Annotated in this window: 16 protein-coding genes, 6 tRNA genes and 1 other RNA gene; 12 read left to right on the top strand and 11 right to left on the bottom strand. The window is 57.1% G+C overall.

Annotation, left to right across the window (positions count from 1 at the left end; all coding sequences use genetic code 11):
- The first annotated feature begins 317 nt into the window (after positions 1-317).
- Genes fes through FCL49_RS13275 form a run of 3 tightly spaced genes read left to right on the top strand, consistent with a single transcriptional unit; the run spans position 318 to position 5846 of the window.
- The gene (gene fes / locus FCL49_RS13285; protein WP_174353946.1) at positions 318-1688 is read left to right on the top strand and encodes an enterochelin esterase; all 1371 of its coding nucleotides are present in this window, start codon (positions 318-320) and stop codon (positions 1686-1688) included.
- On the top strand, positions 1663-1869 hold the full coding sequence (locus FCL49_RS13280; RefSeq protein ID WP_017893570.1) for an MbtH family protein: 207 nt from the start codon (positions 1663-1665) through the stop codon (positions 1867-1869). Before fes ends, FCL49_RS13280 begins: the two co-directional genes overlap by 26 nt.
- A gap of 32 nt (positions 1870-1901) precedes the next feature.
- The gene (locus FCL49_RS13275) at positions 1902-5846 is read left to right on the top strand and encodes an enterobactin synthase subunit F (RefSeq protein WP_174353945.1); all 3945 of its coding nucleotides are present in this window, start codon (positions 1902-1904) and stop codon (positions 5844-5846) included.
- 236 nt (positions 5847-6082) lie between these two features.
- Here the strand turns inward: FCL49_RS13275 and FCL49_RS13270 are convergent, their stop codons facing one another.
- The 3 genes from FCL49_RS13270 to fepD are packed head-to-tail and all read right to left on the bottom strand — an operon-like array spanning position 6083 to position 8978.
- On the bottom strand, positions 6083-6883 hold the full coding sequence (locus FCL49_RS13270; protein ID WP_174353944.1) for an ATP-binding cassette domain-containing protein: 801 nt from the start codon (positions 6881-6883) through the stop codon (positions 6083-6085).
- The gene (gene fepG / locus FCL49_RS13265; RefSeq protein ID WP_174353943.1) at positions 6880-7905 is read right to left on the bottom strand and encodes an iron-enterobactin ABC transporter permease; all 1026 of its coding nucleotides are present in this window, start codon (positions 7903-7905) and stop codon (positions 6880-6882) included. Before fepG ends, FCL49_RS13270 begins: the two co-directional genes overlap by 4 nt.
- Complete coding sequence (fepD, locus tag FCL49_RS13260) at positions 7905-8978, bottom strand: Fe(3+)-siderophore ABC transporter permease (protein WP_174353942.1); 1074 nt, start codon at positions 8976-8978, stop codon at positions 7905-7907. Before fepD ends, fepG begins: the two co-directional genes overlap by 1 nt.
- A 135-nt stretch (positions 8979-9113) precedes the next feature.
- Here fepD and entS point away from each other — a divergent pair, with 135 nt between their 5' ends.
- Positions 9114-10382: an enterobactin transporter EntS gene (gene entS, locus FCL49_RS13255; protein WP_174353941.1), complete on the top strand. Its 1269-nt coding sequence runs from the start codon at positions 9114-9116 to the stop codon at positions 10380-10382.
- Here the strand turns inward: entS and fepB are convergent.
- The gene (fepB, locus tag FCL49_RS13250) at positions 10369-11301 is read right to left on the bottom strand and encodes a Fe2+-enterobactin ABC transporter substrate-binding protein (RefSeq protein WP_174354004.1); all 933 of its coding nucleotides are present in this window, start codon (positions 11299-11301) and stop codon (positions 10369-10371) included. The two genes, entS and fepB, sit on opposite strands and share 14 nt — an antisense overlap.
- Before the next feature lie 225 nt (positions 11302-11526).
- On the opposite strand from fepB, the gene FCL49_RS13245 reads away from it, so the two are divergent.
- From FCL49_RS13245 to dhbA, 4 genes are read left to right on the top strand one after another with little or no spacing between them, the layout of a single operon-like run.
- The gene (locus FCL49_RS13245; protein WP_174353940.1) at positions 11527-12735 is read left to right on the top strand and encodes an isochorismate synthase; all 1209 of its coding nucleotides are present in this window, start codon (positions 11527-11529) and stop codon (positions 12733-12735) included.
- An 8-nt stretch (positions 12736-12743) separates the two neighbouring features.
- The gene (locus FCL49_RS13240; RefSeq protein WP_174353939.1) at positions 12744-14372 is read left to right on the top strand and encodes a (2,3-dihydroxybenzoyl)adenylate synthase; all 1629 of its coding nucleotides are present in this window, start codon (positions 12744-12746) and stop codon (positions 14370-14372) included.
- A gap of 3 nt (positions 14373-14375) precedes the next feature.
- Positions 14376-15230 (top strand): isochorismatase, encoded by an 855-nt coding sequence (locus FCL49_RS13235; protein ID WP_174353938.1) that lies wholly within the window; start codon positions 14376-14378, stop codon positions 15228-15230.
- Positions 15230-15988 carry a 2,3-dihydro-2,3-dihydroxybenzoate dehydrogenase gene (dhbA, locus tag FCL49_RS13230; RefSeq protein ID WP_174353937.1) on the top strand — a complete coding sequence of 253 codons (759 nt, stop codon included), beginning with the start codon at positions 15230-15232 and terminating at the stop codon, positions 15986-15988. Before FCL49_RS13235 ends, dhbA begins: the two co-directional genes overlap by 1 nt.
- A 216-nt stretch (positions 15989-16204) precedes the next feature.
- Here the strand turns inward: dhbA and FCL49_RS13225 are convergent.
- The 5 genes from FCL49_RS13225 to FCL49_RS13205 all read right to left on the bottom strand — a co-directional run bounded on the left by FCL49_RS13225 (position 16205) and on the right by FCL49_RS13205 (position 16797).
- Positions 16205-16333: non-coding RNA, RtT sRNA (locus FCL49_RS13225), on the bottom strand.
- A 74-nt stretch (positions 16334-16407) separates the two neighbouring features.
- Positions 16408-16483: transfer RNA gene (locus FCL49_RS13220), tRNA-Lys, on the bottom strand.
- A gap of 7 nt (positions 16484-16490) precedes the next feature.
- Positions 16491-16566 (bottom strand) — tRNA-Val (locus FCL49_RS13215).
- 39 nt (positions 16567-16605) lie between these two features.
- Positions 16606-16681, bottom strand: a tRNA-Val gene (locus FCL49_RS13210).
- Between the two features lie 40 nt (positions 16682-16721).
- A tRNA-Val gene (locus tag FCL49_RS13205) sits at positions 16722-16797 on the bottom strand.
- A gap of 292 nt (positions 16798-17089) precedes the next feature.
- On the opposite strand from FCL49_RS13205, the gene gltX reads away from it, so the two are divergent.
- From gltX to FCL49_RS13190, 3 genes are all read left to right on the top strand, one after another.
- Positions 17090-18499 carry a glutamate--tRNA ligase gene (gene gltX / locus FCL49_RS13200; protein ID WP_174353936.1) on the top strand — a complete coding sequence of 470 codons (1410 nt, stop codon included), beginning with the start codon at positions 17090-17092 and terminating at the stop codon, positions 18497-18499.
- A gap of 260 nt (positions 18500-18759) precedes the next feature.
- A tRNA-Ala gene (locus FCL49_RS13195) sits at positions 18760-18835 on the top strand.
- A 60-nt stretch (positions 18836-18895) separates the two neighbouring features.
- Positions 18896-18971, top strand: a tRNA-Ala gene (locus FCL49_RS13190).
- 133 nt (positions 18972-19104) lie between these two features.
- Here the strand turns inward: FCL49_RS13190 and FCL49_RS13185 are convergent.
- The gene (locus FCL49_RS13185; protein WP_135317442.1) at positions 19105-20292 is read right to left on the bottom strand and encodes a NupC/NupG family nucleoside CNT transporter; all 1188 of its coding nucleotides are present in this window, start codon (positions 20290-20292) and stop codon (positions 19105-19107) included.
- 378 nt (positions 20293-20670) lie between these two features.
- Between FCL49_RS13185 and FCL49_RS13180 the strand changes: the two genes are divergently transcribed.
- Positions 20671-21903, top strand: a complete 1233-nt coding sequence (locus FCL49_RS13180) for an Nramp family divalent metal transporter (RefSeq protein ID WP_174353935.1) — start codon at positions 20671-20673, stop codon at positions 21901-21903.
- A gap of 233 nt (positions 21904-22136) precedes the next feature.
- Here the strand turns inward: FCL49_RS13180 and FCL49_RS13175 are convergent, their stop codons facing one another.
- Positions 22137-22547 carry a DUF2502 domain-containing protein gene (locus FCL49_RS13175; protein WP_174353934.1) on the bottom strand — a complete coding sequence of 137 codons (411 nt, stop codon included), beginning with the start codon at positions 22545-22547 and terminating at the stop codon, positions 22137-22139.
- Positions 22548-22720: the final 173 nt, after the last annotated feature.

Below are 22720 nucleotides of genomic sequence, written 5' to 3'. Positions count from 1 at the left end.
AGAGTTCCTACCTTGCTGCCTTTCCCGGGGCACCGAAAGCAGGCCTCCGGCAGTAGAGAAGGGCGGTTGTAGTTTTTGTGTTTTCGGAAATTAAAATCCAACCGGTACGGATGCGACATCACCGACATTGGATTCAGCGCTAAAACCCGGTATCCATCCCTGTTGAAGAATACCTGCCCGGTTTGCGAGCCTACACACACTATTGCAAACGCAAATAATTATCAATAGTATTCGGTTTACGGTTTTCTTGGGCAGCGCCTCGCGCCGCGAATTTACCGGCTTTCCTGAAGCTGCCAGCTAAATAGTGAATAGGCGTTTTGAAAACAAAATCCGAGTCAGAAAGCAGCAGATTATTATCGAGCAAGCACGCCGGGCGCCATGGATGGTGGCTGAATATCGCCAAACGCGGTACGCCGCTGGTGGAGTTGCTGGGGGATGGGCGAGGGAAGGTCACATTTTTATGGCGCGATCCGCAGGGATGTGAACTCACTTCAGCCTATCAACGTGTCTGGATCCACATCAATTGTCTGACCGACCACCACCAGTCATCGCCGCCACAGAGCCTGCAACGGCTGGAAGGGACCGACGTCTGGTACTGGCAAACCGAGCTGAGCGCCGACTGGCGCGGCAGCTACTGCTTTATCCCCTGTATGGACGACCGACCGCTGGAACACAGTGGTGAGGATGCGCACGCCAATATGCATTCGATCCGTCACTGGTGGCATCAGGTGTTTGCCGGTGCCACCCAGGACCTGCTTAATCCCCATCGTTCCTGGGCCGGTGTCTCCGGCAACGTGCTGTCCGGATTGCATATGCCGGAGGCACCCGCGCAACCGGCCTGGCAGGATTTTGATCGCTACGCCGTGGCCAGTGGACGTTGTACGCCAGCGCCGCCTGCGCGGCTGCAGCGCCATAGTTGGCACAGCGAACGCTTGGGCAATACCCGCGACGTCTGGGTTTACACCACCGGCGACAGCAACCCGGCGCAGCGACCCCTGGCGGTGTTGCTGGACGGCCAGTTCTGGTCGAGCAACATGCCGGTCTGGGATCCGCTGATGCAGTTGACCCGTGAAGGCCAATTGCCGGAAGCGGTGTATCTGCTGATCGACATTATCAGTCTCAAGCACCGCACTCAGGAACTGGCCTGCAACGAGGATTTCTGGCTGGCGGTGCAAGAAGAGCTGCTGCCGCAGGTGGCCGAATGGGCACCTCACAGCCGAGATCCGGCCACGACTTTGGTATGCGGCCAGAGTTTTGGCGGCCTGTCGTCGCTGTATGCCGGCTTGCACTGGCCACAGTGCTTCGGCGGGGTGATCAGCCAGTCCGGTTCATTCTGGTGGCCGCGTCGCGATATGTATCAGCGCGAAGAAATACCGGCAGATGCCGGCTGGCTGCTGCATCAGGTTGAGCAAGGCGTCGGCCAAGGGCAATTGAAGGTGTTTATGGAAGCCGGGGTGCACGAAAAAGTGGCGCATCGGGTAAATGACCGGATGGCGGATTTGCTGCGTGATGCCGGTCATCGGGTGCAATACCGGGTCGTGGCGGGCGGGCATGACTACCTGTGCTGGCGTGGCGGTCTGGTCGACGGGCTGCAAGCACTGTGGGCGAATAGCCTTCCTGCCTCTGCGGCCAAACTCACCTTCACTGTCCAGGGAGTCCGTGATGGAAACTCAGAACCCGTTCGATGACGAACAACAAATTTGCCTGATTGTGTGCAATGACCAACTGCAGTACAGCCTGTGGCCTGAATTTAGCGCAGTACCGGCGGGGTGGACGCCGGTATTCGGCCCGGCGGCGCGGCCGCTGTGCGTGCTGTGGCTGGAACAACACTGGCAGGATATGCGGCCCGCATCACTGCGTAAGGCGTGATGGCAATAATACCGAGAACAGGAGTCAGTCCCTTGTCAGACAGCACTTTATTATCAATCGAACCGCCACTCGCCACTGAGTTGCCGTTGGTCGCTGCGCAACCCGGGATCTGGGTTGCCGACCAAATTTCACCGCACGCCAACGCCTATGCGGTTTCCCACTATATCGAACTCTGCGGGCCGCTGAGCCAGGATTGCCTGCTGCGGGCGATCGCGCAGGGGCTGTCCGAAGTGGATACCCTGCAGTTCCGCTTTGAAGAGCGTGACGGGGTGCCGATGCAGTGGCGAGACCTGCAACTGGCGATCCTGCCGGTGGAGTTGATTGATCTGCGCGACTCCCCCGATGCCGCAGCGGCAGCCCGTGCCTTGATGCAACTGGATATGTCCGGTGACTTACGCATCGGCAGCGGCAATGCGCTGTATCGTCATATGTTGATCCGCTTGTCGGACCAACGTTGGTTCTGGTATCAGCGTTATCACCATATTCTGGTAGATGGCTTCAGTTTCACTGCCATTGCCCGCAGAATTTCTCATATTTACACCCGGATGTCGCGTAATGAACAGCCGGACCCGACGCCGTTTAGTGGCTTCAGTGAAGTGGTTGAAGAATATCAACGCTACGCACAATCGGCGACTTGCCAGCGTGACGCGGCCTTTTGGCTGAACAAGGCAAAGCAGTTGCCTGCGCCAGCCACGCTCTGTCCGCAGCCACTGGCCGGCCAGACGCCGACCACCCGTATTCATCGATTATCACAGCTGTGCGACCGCCAGGACTTTAGCCAACTGGTGAACGCCGGTCAGCAGCAGTTCAGCGTGGCAGATATGGCGTTGGCGCTGGTGGCGCTGTGGGTGTCTCGCCTGAGCGGTCACGCCAGCTTCAGCGCCGGCTTTATCTTTATGCGCCGTACCGGCTCGGCCGCGTTATGCGCCAACGGCCCGGTGATTAACGTACTGCCGATCGAAATGCACCTCGATCCCCAGGCGACGCTGAGCGAGGTTGCCGGCAATATCGGCCGTGAGCTGAAAACCGTCCGTCGCCATCAGCGTTACGAGGCGGAACAGGTGCAACGTGATCTGGGGCGGATTGGCGATGCCCAGCCGCTGTATGGCACCGTTTTCAACTTTAAGATGTTCGATTTTCAGTTGGACTTTGGCGATATCGAAGGCATTACCCATGAGCTGGCCTCCGGCCCGGTACGTGACCTGGAGATTGCTCTGTACCTTGATGAGGCCGGTACGCTGAAGGTCGATCTGCTGGCCAATGCCGAGCGTTATCAGCGGGATGAGTTGGCGGCTCATCTGCAACGCCTGCCGTTGTTGTTACGTCAGTTCGCCGCGCAGCCGCAAATGCCGATCGGTGACGCCGATTTGCTCACCGAACAGGATCACCAATTATTGGCTCGGGTCAACGACACCGCTTATCCGGTGGCGCCGCAAACCCTCAGCGGCCTGCTGGCGAAGCAGGCACAGAAAACCCCGGATGCCCCGGCGCTGGCCGATGCGCAGTATCAATTTAACTACCGCGAGACCCGCGAACAGGTCAGCGCGTTGGCGCGCCAACTGGTGGCTCAGGGCGTGCAGCCCGGCGATATCGTTGCCGTTGCCTTGCCGCGCTCGGTGTTTCTGTCGCTGGCGTTAATGGCCATTGTCGAGGCCGGGGCGGCTTATTTACCGCTGGATACCGGTTATCCTGACGAACGCCTCAGCATGATGCTGGAGGATGCTACGCCGCGTCTGATTATCACCGAAGCCAGCCAGCAGGCACGTTTTGTCGGCAAGGGTGAAATTTTTCTGTATGACGCGCCGCTGGCCGCAGACAGCGCGGCGGAGGTGGTGCTCAGCGGCCCCACGCCACATCATCCGGCCTATATTATCTTTACCTCGGGTTCGACCGGACGGCCGAAAGGCGTGCTGGTGGGGCATCAGGCGATCGTCAACCGACTGCTGTGGATGCAGCATCAGTATCCGATGGCCGCGGGCGATGTGGTATTGCAAAAAACCCCCTGCAGTTTTGACGTCTCGGTGTGGGAGTTCTTCTGGCCGTTGATGGTGGGTGCCCGGTTGGTGATGGCACCGCCGGAGGCGCATCGCGATCCGGAACAGCTACTGCAACTGATTGACCGCTATCGGGTCACCACTATGCACTTTGTGCCTTCGATGCTGGCGGCCTTTGTCGGCGCATTGGACACTCGGCAGGCGGTGGCGTGTTGTGCGCCGTTGCGGCAGGTGTTCTGCAGTGGTGAAGCCTTGCCGGCCGAGCTGTGCCGCCTGTGGCAAAGCCGCACCGGGGTGCCGTTGCATAACCTGTACGGCCCGACCGAAGCGGCAGTGGACGTCAGCTGGCATCCCGCCTGGGGTGAGGCGTTGGCCGCTGTAACCGGGGCTAACGTGCCTATTGGTCTGCCGGTATGGAATACTGGTCTGCGCATTCTCGACGCACGCTTGCGGCCAGTGCCGCCGGGTGTCGCGGGTGATTTGTATCTCACCGGCGTACAGCTGGCGCACGGCTATCTGGGGCGACCAGAACTGACCGCCAGCCGCTTTGTGGCTGATCCGGCAGGCGACGGTGGGCGGATGTATCGCACGGGTGACGTCGCGCGCTGGTTACCGGGCGGGGAAGTGGAGTATCTCGGGCGCAGCGACGATCAGCTGAAAATTCGTGGACAACGCATAGAACTGAGTGAAATCGATCATGCGTTGCTGTCGCTGCCGGGCATCAAACAGGCGGTGACCCATGCGCTGGTGCTGGATAATACGCCGACAGATCCGGCCGGTGGCGATGCCCGCCAACTGGTGGGCTATTTGGTAGCGCAGCCGGGGGTACGCCTTGATCTGGAAGTATTGCGGGCCGCCCTGGCCGATCGTTTGCCGCCGCATATGGTACCGGTAGCCCTGGTCGAGATGGAGTCCCTGCCGCTGAGTGCCAATGGCAAGCTGGATCGCAAAGCGCTGCCGCAACCGCAAGGCGGGGTCAGGGCCGCAGGACGCGAGCCTGAAGCGGGGCTGGAAACGGCGATCGCGGCGGTGTTCGCCCGTTTGCTACAGCGTGAAACCGTGTTTGCCGATGATGATTTCTTTGCCCTTGGTGGGCACTCGCTGCTGGCGATGCGCCTGGCGGCAGAGCTGCGTCGTGAGCTGGGTAAAGCGGTTTCGGTCGGGCAGGTGATGGTGGCTTCCCGCGTGGAACAGCTGGCGCAACTGCTGGCGGAAGATCGCACGCAGGAAGAGGCCGATCGGACCGGTTTCGACAGCGTACTGCCGTTACGGACCACCGAAGGCCCAACGCTGTTCTGCCTGCATCCGGCCTCCGGATTCTCCTGGCAATTCAGCGTGCTGCCGCGCTATATCGACCAGCATTGGTCGCTGGTGGGTATTCAGTCACCGCGTCCCGATGGCCCACTGGCGCTGAGCGAGAATATGGATCAGGTGTGCGACGCGCATCTGGAGCAGGTATTGCAGGTACAGCCGCAGGGCCCGTATCACTTTATCGGTTATTCACTGGGGGGCACCCTGGCGCAGGGCATCGCCGCCAGATTGCAGGCGCGGGGGGAAGAGGTGGCCTTCCTGGGGCTGCTGGATACCTATCCGCCGGAAACCCAGAACTGGGACGTGATGCTCGATGACAACGTGCTCAAAGAAGTCCAGCGCGAGCGCGAGCAGTTCCTGGCGGTTTCCGAGGATGCGCTTGATCCGGCATTGGGCGAAACCCGGGTGGCGATGTTCGATAATATCGAAGCCAACTATGCCGATTCAGTGCGCCTGCTTTCAGCAACCCATACGGCGAACTTCAAAGGGCAGGCGACGCTGTTTGTCGCGCGTCAGACGTTGCAGGAAGGGATGGACGTGCAGCAGACCTGGTCGCAATACGTCGATGCCTTGCAGGTGCATGAACTGGACTGCGCGCACGTCGATATTGTGTCCCCGGCGTCGTTCAAGGTACTAGGACCGTTGCTGAACCGCATACTCCGCGCTCTATAATACCCGTCGTCTTTCAAGCTGCAGCGTTGTTACCTGCACTCAGTTATGTGGCCCGTCGGTGGGCCACACCCCTTTGGGGCCGCTGCTAGCAGCGTTCAAATCTGCTCCCGGCAGATTTGTCACCCCAGTTACTTACTCAAGTAAGCGCCTGGGGATGAGTGAGCTGGGCGCCTAGCTGCAACTTGAAATCCATAGGGTATAATTTGATGATATATCCTATGGTTCTACCTATTATTTCATTTGCCCAGCGGTACCACCAACGGCGTATGCGAAACCGGATCGTCAATGATCATGCAGCGCAGGCCGTACACCTCTTCGATCAGTTCCGCAGTCACAATATCCTTCGGCGCCCCTTCGGCCACCACTTTACCGTCGCGCATGGCAATCAGATGTGTGGCGTAACGGCAGGCATGGTTGAGGTCGTGCAGCACCACCACCAGCGTATGGCCGTTTTCACGGTTTAGCTGACGCATCAGCTCCAGCAGATCGATCTGATGGGTGATGTCCAGCCAGGTGGTCGGCTCATCCAGCAGCAGCAGCGGTGTTTGCTGCGCCAGCACCATCGCAATCCACACTCTTTGACGTTGTCCGCCGGAGAGGGTATCGACCGGCTGTTCGGCCAGTTCGAATACGCCGGTGGAGCGCATCGCCTGTTCTACAGCCTGCTGATCTTCTTCGCTCCAACGACTGAACAGGCGCTGATGCGGATAGCGACCGCGGGCCACCAGATCAAACACGGTGATATCCCCCGGCGCGGTGGAGCTTTGCGGCAGCAGCCCCAACTGGCGCGCCACCTCTTTGGTGGCGTATTCGCTGATGTGTTTACCGTTCAGCCAGACAGCCCCGGCCTGCGGTTGCATCAGGCGGCTGAGGGTGCGCAGCAGGGTGGATTTGCCGCAGGCATTTGGCCCGATAATCACCGTCAGTTCGCCGTGCGGGATAGAGACGGACAGGTCGCTGGCGACAATCTTTTTGTCGTAGCCCAGCGTCAGGTGTTCGGCGCGTAACGGCGCGGACTGCAGGGGTTCAGCATTCATTTTTTTCGTGACTCACGGATTAATAGCCAAATCAGATAAATGCCGCCCAGGCTGACGGTCAACACCCCGACCGGCAACTGATAAGGCATAAACAGGCGCTGCGCCGCGATATCGGCGAGCAGCAGCAGCAGGGCGCCGATCAGAGCGGTCAGCAGCAGCACGCTACGGTTGGCACACAGACGTCGCGCAATCTGCGGGGCCACCAGCGCAATAAAAGAGATTGGCCCGGCCACGGCGGTGGCTGCGGCCGTTAGCGTTACGCCGATCAACAGCAGCATAATGCGCGAGCGTTCCACCGGCACGCCCAGCGCGCAGGCGGTATCGTCACCCATCTCCAGCAGGCGCATACGGCGGGTCAGGGTAAGCAGCAGCAGACAGCACAGCGCAATCACCGCCAACACCGGCAGACTTTTCGCCCAGTTGACGCCGTTAAGTGAGCCGGCGCTCCACAGTCCGGCGGTCATGGCGGATTCCAGCGAGGCGCTGATAATAAGCCAGGTATTGCCGGCCACCAGCAGGGCGCGCACCGCGATACCGACGATAATCAAACGGAATGACTCGACGCCGTTGCGCCATGCCAGCAGATAAATCAGCGCAGCGGTTAACAGGCCGCCGGCTAGCGCCCCGGCGGTGATGCCGATAACGCCACCGTTAAACAGCACTATGGCCACCAGTACGCCGCTGTAGGCACCGGTATTAAAGCCAATCACGTCCGGGCTGCCGAGCGGGTTGCGCAGTATCGACTGGAAAATGGCCCCACTGAGACCCAGTGCCGCCCCCAGTAGCAGCGCCATAATCACGCGTGGCAAGCGCCATTGGGTGACGATCACCGCCAGATTGGCCGGGCCTTCGCCACGCAAGGCGTCAATCACCTGTGCAGCCGTCAGTGACAAGGCACCTGAACCCAGGGCGTAAATCGCCAGCGCTAAAGCCGCCAGCAACAGCAGCAGGACGGTCAGCACTGGGCGCGACAGGGCGCGCATTTTGTGAATGGCCATCAGACGGGCCGCGGACGTCGACATTAGCGCTGCCTCCTGAACATATGGCGTTGTCGCACCAGCATGATCAGCAGCGGGGCACCAATCAGGGCGGTGACGATGGAAACGCGCAGTTCACCGGCCACCAGGAAGCGGCCGAGCAGATCGGCACTCAGCAGCAGGATAGGGGTCAGTACCAGCGTCCATGGCAGCATCCAGTGCAGTTCGGAACCGCCCAGTCGCCGGGCGATGTGCGGCATCATCAGACCGACAAAGGCAATCGGGCCGACGGCAGCGGTAGCCCCGCCGCACAGCAGGGTAATCGCCAGCAGGCCCAGCAACTGAGTACGGACAATGCCGGTACCCAGCGCGGTAGCTAATTCATTGCCCATGCTCAGGCTGTTCAGCGACTTGCTCATCCACAGCGTAATCAGCGTACCCAACAGGATCGGCAGGGCGACGGTGCGCACCACCTGCATATTTTGAATATCCAGCGAACCGGCCTGCCAAAAACGGAGCTGGTCGAAAACCAGTGGGTTCAACAGGGAAATCCCAGAGGTCATGCCTTCCAGCACCGCCGCCAGCGCGACACCGGCCAGTGTCAGGCGCACCGGGTTGAGGCTGCTGCCACCCAGAGCGCCTATTAGCGCCACCAGCAGTGCAGCAAACATCGCGCCGGCAAAGGCGAACCACAAATATTGGCCGACGTCGACGGCACCAAAGAAGGTGATCCCCAGCACCACGGCAAAGCCTGCTCCGGCGTTAACCCCGAGAATGCCCGGATCGGCCAGTGGGTTGCGGGTGAGGGTTTGCATCAGCACGCCGGACAGGCCCAGCGCGATGCCGGCCAGTATACCAACCAGCGTACGTGGCAGCCGGGCGTGGGTGATGATGGTGCAGTCCGCGCCGCTGCACTGGCCTTTCAGCGCCTGGATAACCGTGTCGAAGGGAATAGATTTAGCGCCGAGTGACAGGCTGAGCAGCATAACGATCAGTAGCGCACCAACGGCAATCAGCAGGCCAAACAGCCTGCGACGAAATGAACGGGAAGTGCCGCCAATAAGGCGCTCCTGGGGAGCGGGGACGGGCTGTGTGCCTGGGCGTGTAATCCGTAACATACCAATCCATTATTTAATTGAATATAAATGAGTTTTATTATCATTATTGATTGCTTTCATCTATGGTACCATGAGTCCCTTCGCTATTGCAGCCCAGACGCTGCCCCTTTTTCTTTAGTTTTGGTGAGAAAGCACATGAGTAAGCCCTCTATTTTGCTTGATTTTGGCCTGCTTAAGACCAATGGCGCTTTTCGTGCCGTTTTTTGCGCGCGCTTTATTTCGATTTTAGCGTTGGGGTTGATGGCCATTGCGATCCCGGTGCAGATCCAGGCCTTGACCGGGTCGACGTTGCTGGTCGGGTTATCGGTAACGCTGGCGGGTAGCGGCATGTTTGCCGGTTTGCTGATGGGGGGCGTACTGGCCGACCGCTACGAACGCCGTCGCCTGATACTGTTCGCCCGCTCTACCTGCGGCATTGGCTTTGTCGGCCTGTGCCTGAATGCCGCACTGCCCACGCCTTCATTAACGCTGATTTACCTGCTGGCAGTCTGGGACGGCTTTTTCGGTGCGGTTGGCGTCACGGCGCTGCTGGCGGCGACACCGGCGTTGGTAGGGCGTGAAAATATCGTGCAGGCCGGGGCCATCAGCATGCTGACGGTGCGCTTTGGTTCGATCCTCTCTCCGGCGATCGGCGGGCTGGTGATTGCCAACGCCGGTGTGGCATGGAACTACGGTCTGGCCGCATTTGGCACCTTGCTGACGCTGATCCCGTTACTACGTCTGCCACAGTTGCTGCCGCCCCCGCAGCCGCGTGAACATCCGCTACGCGCGCTGGCCGGTGGCTTTGGTTTCCTGTTTCGTAACCGGGTGATTGGCATGGTGGCGCTGATCGGCGCGCTGTTGACCATGGCCAGTGCGGTGCGGGTGCTGTATCCGGCGATGTCCGGTATGTGGCAGGTCAGTGCGGCCCAGCTGGGCTTTATGTATTCGGCGGTGCCACTGGGCGCAGCCATTGGTGCCTTTACCAGCGGCCGGGTGGCTCATGTCGCGCGGCCGGGCTGGATGATGCTGATGACGGCGATTGGCGCTTTTGTCGCTATTGGCCTGTTCGGACTGATGCCGTGGTACGGCCTGGCACTGTTCTTCCTGGTGGTTTTCGGCTACCTGAGCGCGCTGAATTCACTGCTGCAATACGGCTTGATCCAGAACCTGACGCCGGATGCGTTCCTCGGCCGTATCAATGGCCTGTGGACGGCGCAAAACGTGGTGGGTGACGCACTGGGCGCGCTGCTGCTGGGGGCGATGGGGGCGTTTATGCTACCGGCAATGACCTCCACCAGCTTTGGTTTTGGCGTGGCGCTGCTCGGCGTGGTGCTGGCTTTTGCGATGCGCGGTTTGCGTCAGGTGGGCAGTGGCGGGCAAGAAAGCGATCTCCAGCCCGCCGCGGGAACTACTGAGAAATAAACTGCTTTTCCAACAGCGTCAGCAGGTTGCTGGCGCTGTAGTAATCGAGCCGGAAGGTGTCGCTGCCCAATGCGTAAACCCGCTTGTGCTGCACCGCCGGCAGGTCCGCCAGGAAAGGATTGGCCATCAGCCGCTGGACATCGCTGTCGTTGTTGGCGAACAGCATTAGCGTCTGGCCGTTCAGGCCTTCCGCCAGGTTCTCACCGCCCAGTTGAATAATATCTTTGCGGATCCCTTGGCTGCGGCTGTTGTTCAGCTTGGCCGGTAGCGTCGCCAGCGTAAAACCCAACTGTTTTAGCATTTGCCCCTGGGAAGAGGCGGCGGTCCACAGGTTGGCGGATTTGCCGTCGGCGTTGAAGACCAGGGCGGAAACCGGTTGTTCCGGCAGTTTCATGTGTTGCTTCAGCGATTGTTCGCGCGCATCGAAATCACTGACCACTTTCTGCGCCTGAGCTTCATGCCCGGTGGCCTGGCCCAACTCGAGTGCCAGTGCCTGCCAGCTTTTGTCGTCGTAATTGACCACCAGCACCGGGGCAATGGCGGAAAGCTGATCGTACAGACGCAGGGCGGAATCGGCACCGGTAGCCGAGATGATAATCAGATCGGGAGCCACACCCGCAATGGTTTCTGCGTTGGGTTCGCCGATATACAGACGCTTAACGCCGCGCTGGGTCGCGACAGCGCTCCATTGATGGAAGAACCCTTGTGAGTCTGCCACCCGGTTGTTGGGGGTGGTGGCGCCACTGGCGATCACCGGGGCATCAATCGCCAGCAGGGTACCGGTAACGGTGACGCTGGTAGAAACGATGCGGGTAGGGGGCTGCGCGAGGGTCACTACGCCGTGTGAGGTTTCAATTTTTCGTGGCCAACCGGCGTCTGCGGCATGGGCCGAGCCAATCAGCATCAGCCCAAACAGCATCAGGCTGAAGACGGGGTTCTTCTTCACAATGCATTCCTTAGAAGTTAAATAGTAATACTTATCATTTATATAATGAAAGCTGCTGGTTTTATATCACGATTATGAATAGAAGAACTGTTTACATTTATTGACATAGCATATTCACGAGGGTAATTTAACGCGATTCAATACAAATGATAATCATTATTATACAGGTTATTGTTCATGATACGAAAGGGAGCACCGATGAGCGTTACATTAAACAGTACCGGGCAGAAGAGGCCGCAAAGCCAGGATAGCGAACAACCTGCTGCAAATGTGTCGCCGACCTCCGGCTTTTTCTTCACCTCTCCTTTCCGTAGCCTGAGCACCCAAGGTTGTTTCGCCAAAATCACCCTGCCGGCTCAGGGAGGGGATCAGCTTAACGGCGAGTTCCAGCAGGCGGTACAACATGCTTTTGCCGAAGCCAGGCTGGCGGGGGTTAAAAACCCGGTACTGTGCGGCGCGATCCCGTTTGACACTCATCAGCCCTCTGCGCTGTTTATTCCCCAACAAACCCAGTGGTTTGAGCGCGATGCCTTTCTGGCTGGCGTAACTTCCCCGCAAGACGCGTTGCCGGAAATTATCCGCCAAAATGAAGTGCCTGCCCAACAACCCTTTATGCAAATGGTGGCGGATGCGGTGGAAGCGACCCGCGGTGACCAGTTGGATAAAGTGGTGCTGTCGCGCCTGCTGGAGATTGAAACGCGTGAGCCGGTAGACCGCCAGGCGTTGATGGCACGGATCATCGCCCAGAATCCTCATGGCTTCCACTTCCATGTCCCGCTGGAACAGGGGGCATTACTGGGAGCCAGCCCGGAATTGCTGTTACGCAAATCCGGCGCGCAGTTCTATTCCAATCCGCTGGCCGGTTCTGCCCGTCGTGATGCCGATCCGCAGCGGGATCTGGAAGTCAGCCAACAGCTGTTGGTGTCAGAAAAAGATCGCTATGAGCACCAGTTTGTCACTGAAGGAATGCGGCAGGTGTTGGCCGATCGCTGCCGCTATCTGAATATTCCCACCGAGCCTGAATTATTGAGCACCACCACTCTGTGGCACCTGTCCACGCCTATCGACGGTGAAGCCGCCAGCCGCGCTGAAAATGCGCTGTCGCTGGCCTGCCTGCTGCACCCGACACCGGCACTGTGCGGGACGCCGACCGCGTTGGCGCATCAGGTGATCAAGCAGTTGGAGCCGTTCGATCGCGGCCTGTTTGGCGGCATCGTCGGCTGGTGTGACGCCGAAGGCAACGGTGAGTGGGTAGTGACCATCCGTTGCGGCACGGTGCAGGGCAATCAGGTGCGACTGTTTGCCGGTGCCGGCATTGTGCAAGACTCTTCGCCGGAATCCGAATGGCATGAAACCGGCACCAAACTCAGTACCATTTCGCGGGCGTTTGGCCTGAACCAAGGATAGACATTCCCATGACCATTGCTTTTACCCCCTGGCCTGAGGCGTTAGCCCATCGTTATCGCGAACGCGGCTATTGGACCGACCGGCCCCTGACCGACATCATCACTCGCCAGGCCAAAAATGACGCTATCGCGCTGATCGACCCGGAGCAAATCCTGAGCTATCGGCGGCTTAATCAGCTCTCCGATCGGCTGGCTGCCGCCCTGCAGCGCCGTGGCATTCAAAGCGGAGAGACTGCGCTGGTGCAGTTGGGCAACGTGGTTGAGTTCTATGTGACCTTTTTTGCGTTGTTGAAAATTGGTGTGGTGCCGGTGAATGCGCTGTTCAGCCATCAACGCAACGAGCTGAACGCCTACGCCGTACAGATCAAACCGGCATTGCTGATTGCCGATCGCCAGCATGGGCTGTTTGGCAACGACGAGTTTCTGACGGCGTTTCGCGCCGAGCATCCTTCATTGCGCGTGGTGGCATTGCGCAATCAGGACGGGGGCGAGCAGTCGCTGGCGGCCTGGCTGGAAGAGGACAGCAGTGGTTTTGTCGCGACGCCAAGCCCGGCCGATCAGGTAGCGTTTTTCCAGCTTTCCGGTGGCAGCACCGGCACGCCAAAGCTGATCCCGCGGACCCACAACGATTACTACTACAGCATTCGCCGCAGCGTGGAAATTTGCCATTTCGATGTCGATACCCGTTACCTGTGCGCGCTGCCGGTGGCCCACAACTATCCGATGAGTTCTCCGGGCATTCTGGGCGTGTTTTATGGCGCCGGCCTGGTGGTGTTTGCCAGCGACCCGGATGCCGGACAATGTTTCCGTTTGATCGAGCAGCATCAGATTAACGTGACGGCGCTGGTGCCGCCGGCGGTGACGCTGTGGCTGCAGGCGATTGAAGAGTGGGGCGGTTGCCAGCAACTGGCCAGCCTTAAGCTGCTGCAGGTGGGCGGCGCCAAGCTGGGCGAAACCCTGGCGGCACGCATTCCGGCCGAGATCGGCTGCCAGCTGCAGCAGGTGTTCGGCATGGCGGAAGGCCTGGTGAACTACACCCGCCTGGACGACGACGACCAGCATATTCTAACCACCCAGGGCTGCCCGATGTCACCGGATGACGAGCTGTGGGTCGCGGACGAAGACGGCAACCCGCTGCCGGTGGGAGAAACCGGGCGTCTGATGACCCGTGGCCCTTATACCTTCCGCGGCTATTACCAAAGTCCGGAGCACAACGCCGCCGCCTTTGATAAGGACGGTTTCTACTGTTCCGGCGATTTGATCAGCCTGACCGAAGATGGCTATGTGAAAGTTGAAGGGCGCCAGAAAGATCAGATTAACCGCGGTGGAGAAAAGATCGCGGCGGAAGAAATCGAAAACCTGTTATTGCGCCACCCGGAAGTGATCAATGCGGCGTTGGTGTCGATGCCGGACGAGCTGATGGGTGAAAAAAGCTGCGCCTATATCATCGCGACCAGCGCGTTAAAGCCGGTGGTGTTGCGCCGCCATTTACGTGGCGAGGGCGTGGCCGAATTTAAATTACCCGATCGCTTTATACAGGTTGATACGCTGCCGCTCACCCCGGTTGGCAAAGTGGATAAAAAACTGTTGCGCCAACGCCTGGAGGCGCAACAACTGACTCTGGTCCAGGGAGAATAAGTCATGGCCATTCCAAAACTTAATGATTACGCGTTGCCGACTCAGGCTGAACTGCCGACCAACAAAGTGAGCTGGACGGTAGAACCGCAGCGCGCTGCACTGTTGATCCATGATATGCAGCAGTATTTCCTGAATTTCTGGGGTGAAGACAGCCCATTGATCAAGCAGGTGGTGGAGAATATCGCCAACCTGCGTCGTTACTGCAAATCACAGGGTATTCCGGTGTTTTACACCGCGCAGCCTAATCAGCAGAGCGATGAAGATCGTGCCTTGTTGAATGACATGTGGGGACCGGGCCTGAACAAGCACCCGGAACAGCAGGCGGTGGTCGCCGCTCTGGCACCGGAAGAAGACGATACGGTGCTGGTGAAGTGGCGTTACAGTGCTTTCCACCGCTCACCGCTGCAGGAAATTTTGCAGGAGTCGGGACGCGATCAGTTGATTATCTGTGGTGTCTACGCCCATATCGGCTGCATGACTACGGCTATCGACGCCTTCATGCGCAATATTCAGCCGTTTATGGTGGCTGACGGCCTGGCCGATTTCTCTCGTGAAGAGCATCTGATGGCGCTGCGCTATACCGCAGGCCGTTGTGGCCGCGTGGTGACCACCGCCGAACTGTTGCCGGGCATTGCCAACAAGGCTGCGCTGCGCCAGCAAATCATGCCTTTCCTCGATGAAGACAGCGAAGACATGGGCGACGATGAGAACCTGATCGACTACGGTCTGGATTCGGTTCGCATCATGGAGTTGGCGGCACGCTGGCGTAAAATTCGTGGCGATATTGATTTTATCGCGCTGGCCAAGAACCCAACCATCGATGGCTGGTGGGCGCTGTTGTCGGAGGGAAATGCCTGATGGAACAACGGGGCGATTTCGCCGGTAAGCGAGTCTGGGTCACTGGTGCTGGGGCCGGGATTGGTCTGGCAACGGCATTGGCATTTGTGCAGGCCGGTGCCGAAGTGATTGGCTTTGATAAACATTTTGGTGAGCCGGAATACGCATTCCGCACCGAAGTGCTGGATATCGCCGACAGTGACGCCGTAGACCGGGTTTGCGGACGCTTGCTGGTGGAGCAGGGTGAATTGGACGTGCTGGTCAACGGTGCCGGTATTCTGCGTATGGGGCTGGCGGATGAAACCAGCACCGCAGACTGGCTGGCTTGCCTGGCCGTCAATGCCGGTGGGGCATTTAATATGTTCCGCCACGCCTTGCCGGTATTCCGCCGTCAACGACGCGGCGCGATTGTTAGCGTGGCGTCTAACGCCGCGCATGTGCCGCGTGTAGGGATGGCGGCCTACTGTGCCTCCAAGGCGGCATTACGCAGCCTGTGCAACACCGTAGGGCTGGAGATGGCCCCTTATGGCGTACGTTGTAACCTGGTTTCACCAGGATCGACCAATACGCCGATGCAGCGCGGTATGTGGCAGGATGAATCCGGTGAGCAGAACACCATTAACGGTTTCCCGGAACAGTTCAAACTGGGTATTCCGCTGGGTAAAATTGCTCAGCCACAGGAAATCGCCGATGCCATTTTGTTCCTGGCTTCCGATCGCGCCAGCCATATCACCATGCAGGATATTGTGATTGATGGTGGGGCGACGCTGGCGGCCTGATCATCAGGTTTTACCTTGTGGCTAATCGTAGGGGCGCCGCATGCTGCGCCCGATTGAATGATTAATAGGTTACATCGGGTCGAACATGTTCGACCCCTACCAATTAAGTGCCTACGCTGGTTGGCAACATTATGAGGTAAAGGGGAGTTATAGCGATCTGGATGACTTCCGGACGACAGATGCGAAAAAAGCGCCAAAAGGCGCTTTTTTCTGTATTGGTGGGTCGTGCGGGATTAACTCGGCCTTTGGCCTCACCCTTCGGGCCAGCGCAAGCGCTGTTCAAAATTGGCGGGGCAATTTTGTCGAACCTGCACAGGTTCTCATCCAGCACGACACTCTGCGCTATGTTAGAACGGTGTTTGAGATGATTACGGTGCTGTAGATGCGAAAAAAGCGCCAAAAGGCGCTTTTTTCTGTATTGGTGGGTCGTGCGGGATTCGAACCTGCGACCAATTGATTAAAAGTCAACTGCTCTACCAACTGAGCTAACGACCCGCAGAAGTGGTGGGTGATGACGGGCTCGAACCGCCGACCCCCTCCGTGTAAAGGAGATGCTCTACCAACTGAGCTAATCACCCACTTCAGAACTTCCGGGTACTGCCAAACAAGAGAATGAGTGGTGGGTGATGACGGGCTCGAACCGCCGACCCCCTCCGTGTAAAGGAGATGCTCTACCAACTGAGCTAATCACCCTCATTCTTCTCATTTCTTACTGCTTTACTGCTCAACAAGATGGTGGGCGATGACGGGCTCGAACCGCCGACCCCCTCCGTGTAAAGGAGATGCTCTACCAACTGAGCTAATCGCCCCGTCTTGTTGGAGTCGCATTATAGGGATAGTTGAAAGTGAGTCAACGGTTTTTAAAATGATTTCAATCGTTCGCCGCAAATTTAAACAGGATGCGATATTTATCGCCTGCAATGTCGAATCTTTGCACATTGTTATGCGTAAAGCGCCGCAGAGATGATGAAATCAGCCATCGCAATATCGTGTCAGCGTTGAGGAATTAGCGCGTGGTGGTACAATGTTGCCCACTTTTTTAAATTCCGAGCAATCGTCGGCAACCGCCGACACGCGTTGCGTAATAAGGCAGTGAACCCAATGAAAATCAAAACCCGTTTTGCACCGAGCCCAACCGGCTATCTTCACGTCGGTGGCGCCCGTACTGCGCTTTACTCCTGGTTGTTCACCCGTCATGCGGGCGGTGAGTTCGTTCTGCGTATCGAAGATACCGATCTGGAACGTTCAACCCAGGATGCTATCGACGCAATTATGGATGGCATGAACTGGTTAAACCTGGATTGGAATGAAGGCCCGTACTTCCAGACCAAGCGTTTTGACCGCTATAACGCGGTGATTGACGACATGCTGGTGCAGGGTACCGCCTATAAATGCTATTGCTCGAAGGAACGTCTGGAAGCGCTGCGTGAAAAGCAGATGGAAAACGGCGAAAAACCGCGTTACGACGGCCACTGCCGCGACAGCCAGTGCAGCCATACCGATGACGAGCCGCACGTGGTGCGTTTCCGTAACCCACAGGAAGGCTCGGTGATCTTCGACGACAAGATCCGTGGCCCGATCGAATTCAGCAACCAGGAGCTGGATGACCTGATCATCCGCCGCACCGACGGTTCACCAACCTATAACTTCTGCGTAGTAGTAGACGACTGGGATATGGAAATCAGCCACGTGATCCGCGGCGAAGACCACATCAACAACACCCCGCGCCAGATCAACATTCTGAAAGCGCTGGGTGCGCCGGTACCGGAATACGCGCACGTTTCAATGATCCTCGGTGACGACGGTAAAAAACTGTCGAAACGTCACGGTGCGGTAGGGGTGATGCAGTACCGTGACGACGGCTACCTGCCGCAGGCGCTGCTGAACTATCTGGTGCGTCTGGGCTGGTCTCATGGCGACCAGGAAATCTTCTCTATTGATGAGATGAAAGAGTTCTTTACCCTGGAAGCGATCAACAAATCTGCCAGTGCTTTCAATACCGAGAAGCTGCAGTGGCTGAACCACCATTACATTAACCATATGCCGGCCGAAGAAGTGGCAGTGCACCTGGCGTGGCATGTTGAGCAACTGGGTATCGAAACCCACAATGGCCCTGAGCTGAAAGATATCGTTAAGCTGCTGGGCGAGCGCTGCAAAACGCTCAAGGAAATGGCCGAGTCTTGCCGTTACTTCTACGAAGACTTCAGCGAGTTCGACGCCGACGCTGCCAAGAAACACCTGCGTCCGGTGGCTCGTCAGCCACTGGAAGCGGTACGCGCCAAACTGGCCGCTATCACTGCCTGGACGCCTGAAAACGTGCATGACGCCATTCAGGGCACGGCAGATGAGCTGGGCGTAGGTATGGGCAAGGTAGGTATGCCACTGCGCGTGGCGGTTACCGGTGCCGGTCAGTCACCGGGTATGGATGTGACCGTTCATGCTATTGGTCAGAAACGTTCTCTGCAGCGTATCGACCTGGCGCTGGCTTACATTGCCGGGCGTGAAGCTTAAGGCTGAGAATATCCCTGCCTGTTAATGAAAAAGCCCCGTGGAGCAATCCCGGGGTTTTTTTATATCTGTCACTTGATGGCGAAGTCCTAGTGCGCCGCTCCAGGGGCATGGTTTTGGTCATAATGCTCAATTTTTAGCAGCAAACGCGCTGATTTGGCGGCTTTTTCAGCGCTTGAAGCAGGAATGCAATTTAGCCGTTGACAGCTTAGAGTGGGTTTCATATTATGCGCCCCGTTCACAGGATTTTGTGATTGTGGATTGGGGCTATAGCTCAGCTGGGAGAGCGCTTGCATGGCATGCAAGAGGTCGACGGTTCGATCCCGTCTAGCTCCACCAACCTTTATCTCAGAAGGGTTGGGGAATACCGTAACGCCGGTTAAAGCGTACCACTTTTGTGGGGCTATAGCTCAGCTGGGAGAGCGCTTGCATGGCATGCAAGAGGTCGACGGTTCGATCCCGTCTAGCTCCACCACCATTTAAAAAGCCGACCTCAGGGTCGGCTTTTTGCTTTCTGTCTTTCCTTACTGCCTTCCCTTTCCCAAGCACCGAATTACAGGTATTAAAAAAGGCCGCCGAAGCGACCTTTCTCTTACTGACGTTTCGGCTTAGCCCAGAACCAGGCCTGCGATGGACGCAGACAGGATGCTGACCAGCGTTGAACCGTAAACCAGCTTCAGACCAAAGCGGGACACCACGTTGCCCTGATGCTCGTTCAGCCCTTTAATCGCACCGGCAACGATGCCGATGGAAGAGAAGTTGGCGAAGGAAACCAGGAACACCGACAGAATACCCATACTGCGAGGAGAGAGTTCAGCAGAGATTTTCTGCAGTTCCATCATCGCCACGAATTCGTTGGATACCAGTTTGGTCGCCATGATGCTACCCACCTGTAACGCTTCGTGCTTAGGAATACCCATAATCCAGGCGAATGGATAGAAGAAGTAGCCCAGAATTTCCTGGAAGCTCAGGCCGAAGATGGCGCTGAACAGGCCGTTGAGCGCGGCGATCAGGGCGATAAAGCCGATCAGCATCGCAGCAACGATAATAGCGACTTTAAAACCAGCCAGAATGTATTCACCCAGCATTTCGAAGAAGCTCTGGCCTTCGTGCAGATTGCCCAGATGCAGTTCTTCTTCTTTACTGGTGTCATACGGGTTGACCAATGACAGCACGATAAAGGTGCTGAACATGTTCAGTACCAGTGCCGCTACCACAAACTTGGCGTCCAGCATGGTCATGTAAGCGCCGACGATGGACATGGAAACCGTAGACATCGCGGTCGCCGCCATGGTGTACATGCGCTTTTCAGACATCTTGCCCAGAATATCTTTATAGGCAATGAAGTTTTCAGACTGGCCCAGGATCAGCGAGCTGACGGCGTTGAACGATTCCAGCTTGCCCATACCGTTGACTTTTGACAGCACGGTACCAATGATGCGAATGACAAACGGCAGTACTTTAATGTATTGCAGAATACCGATCAGAGCGGAGATGAAGACGATTGGGCACAGTACCTTCAGGAAGAAGAAGGCCAAACCCTTATCACCCATACCGCCGAATACAAACTCAGTCCCTTGCCCAGCAAACCCGAGCAGCTTGTCAAACAGCGCTGCGAATCCTTTTACAAAGCCTAAACCCGCTTCCGAATGCAGGAAAAAATAGGCCAGCAGTACTTCAATAACCAACAGTTGAATAACGTAGCGAATGCGGATGCTTTTACGATCGCGGCACACTAAAAGTGCCAGGATCGCGACCACCACCAACGCTAACGCAAAGTGCGCAATATGGGACATGTTTGCTCCAAACTTGAGGCAGGCTGAATTTCGGATGTCATTTTATGTAACGCCACGTTTAAAAACGAGAGGTCTATTGCAAATATGGAAATTCATACTGGGAAACGTCCTAAACTAGTACGGTAAAGCATAAAAAATCAAGAGCTTAATGAAGTCATATGAAATTCCTATTCCTGGGGAAATTTGATTATAAGACGGATTGTGCTCTGAATCTGGCCCGCAAGAGTGCGGAAAATGTTCATCTACCCGCTAAACCTTTCGTTAAACCCGTGGTTTTTAGCTATCGCAGAGATAAGTATTACCGCTCTAAATGCACTTGATAATTATTATCATTTACATAAAATGACCCCAGGCTTAATAGAAGTAAGGGTTCAGAACATGCTGAACAGTCGCGTGGTTGAGACCACCCCGAGTTCATCCAGGAAAATCAAACTCTCCCTGATGGGCCCCGCATTTATCGCGGCTATCGGCTACATTGACCCCGGTAATTTCGCCACCAATATCCAGTCCGGTGCCTCTTTGGGTTATACCCTGCTGTGGGTGGTGGTGTGGGCCAATGTGATGGCGATGCTGATCCAACTGTTGTCCGCCAAACTGGGCATTGCTACCGGAAAAAATCTGGCGGAGCATATTCGCGATCGTTTCCCGCGTCCGGCGGTGTGGGCTTATTGGGTACAGGCAGAAATCATTGCCATGGCCACAGATCTGGCCGAATTTATCGGTGCGGCTATTGGTTTCAAACTGCTGTTGGGCGTGACGTTGCTGGAGGGAGCAATACTGACCGGCATTGCGACCTTCCTGATTCTGATGTTGCAAAAACGTGGACAAAAACCTTTGGAATGGGTGATTGGCAGCCTGCTGTTGTTTGTCGCCTTGGCTTATATGGTGGAACTGGTGTTTTCCCAGCCACAGTTGGGCCCGCTGTTAAAAGGCATGGCGCTGCCGGATTTACCGAACGGTGATGCGGTGTTCCTGGCCGCCGGGGTGCTTGGCGCCACCATTATGCCGCACGTGATTTATCTGCATTCGTCGTTAACTCAGACGGCCGGGGAAAATTCAAAGGCCGACAGGTATGCCGCCACCAAGGTCGACGTGGCCATTGCCATGACCATTGCCGGGTTTGTAAATCTGGCGATGATGGCCACCGCCGCGGCTGCCTTCCACTTTAATGGCCACAGCGGGATTACCGATCTCGACCAGGCCTATCTGACGCTGCAACCCTTGTTGGGGCAGGCGGCGGCCACTATCTTCGGGCTGAGCCTGGTGGCCGCCGGGTTATCTTCTACCGTGGTGGGCACGCTGGCGGGGCAGGTGGTGATGCAGGGGTTTGTGCGTTTTTACATTCCGCTGTGGGTGCGCCGTGTGGTCACTATGCTGCCGTCGTTTATCGTCATTATGTTGGGGATGGACGCCACGCGGATTTTGGTACTGAGCCAGGTATTGCTGAGTTTCGGTATTGCACTGGCATTGGTGCCGTTATTGTCGTTCACCGGTAATCGTGAGTTGATGGGCGAGATGGTGAACAGTCGCACCGTACAGACGATGGGTAAGTTGATCGTGGTGGTGGTGGTGGGGCTGAACGGTTATCTGCTGGTCAGCAGCCTGCTGTGAGCACCGATTAATGAAAGGCCGGCGCAATGCCTAATGCTTGTCAGTTAAATAAAGTTCTGAATAATAATCTACGACTTTGCTAAAGCGAGAGTCCCCCCTCTCCAGAGGGAGAGGGCCGGGGTGAGAGGCTATTTCTGCTGCCTGTATCCCCTCACCCTAACCCTCTCCCAAAGGAGAGGGAACAATTTCACCTTAGCTGGCAGGCATTACGGCGCAATGCCGGCCTTTTGCTGTCAGTCGTCGTGGTCGCCATGGCCATGGTGGCGATGGTCACGGTCATCATGACGTCGGTCCTTCCAATCGTGTTTATCATGATGCTTGTAGTAGTGCTTATCGTATTTGCGATAACGGCCTTCATGATAGTAATAATTTTTGCGCCAGTAATCGTTGTCGCGCCAGCGATAACCATCCCAGTTATAGCCCCGGCGGTTGCGGTCACCCAGGTAGCGGCCCTGATGGCCCTCCCACCAGTCACGGTCACGCCAGTCATAACCGTCCCAGTAACGGCCACGGTTGTCTTGTTCACCGATGCGTAATGAAACGCCCGGCATCAGATCGATACTGAGGCCGTCAGCCTGGGCTTGCTGCATGGCTGGCAGTGTCGATGCCACCAACAGGGCGGCCAATAACAGAGGTTTAAACATGAATTCTCCTTTCCGCCGCAGCGGCTTGGCCGTTTTTATAAGTAATGAAGCGCGTTCATCAGTTTATAAAATGGCCTTATAGTTTTACCTGCAATAGCGGCATCTTAGCCTGTGCGGATAGGGTTGAATCTTAGAGAGAATCTGAAAAACCATCGGCGGCGAGTGATTTAAGA

Source organism: Serratia proteamaculans (assembly GCF_013337185.1).
GTDB classification, from domain to species: domain Bacteria; phylum Pseudomonadota; class Gammaproteobacteria; order Enterobacterales; family Enterobacteriaceae; genus Serratia; species Serratia proteamaculans_D.
This window is presented reverse-complemented; position numbering and strand designations above follow the sequence as displayed.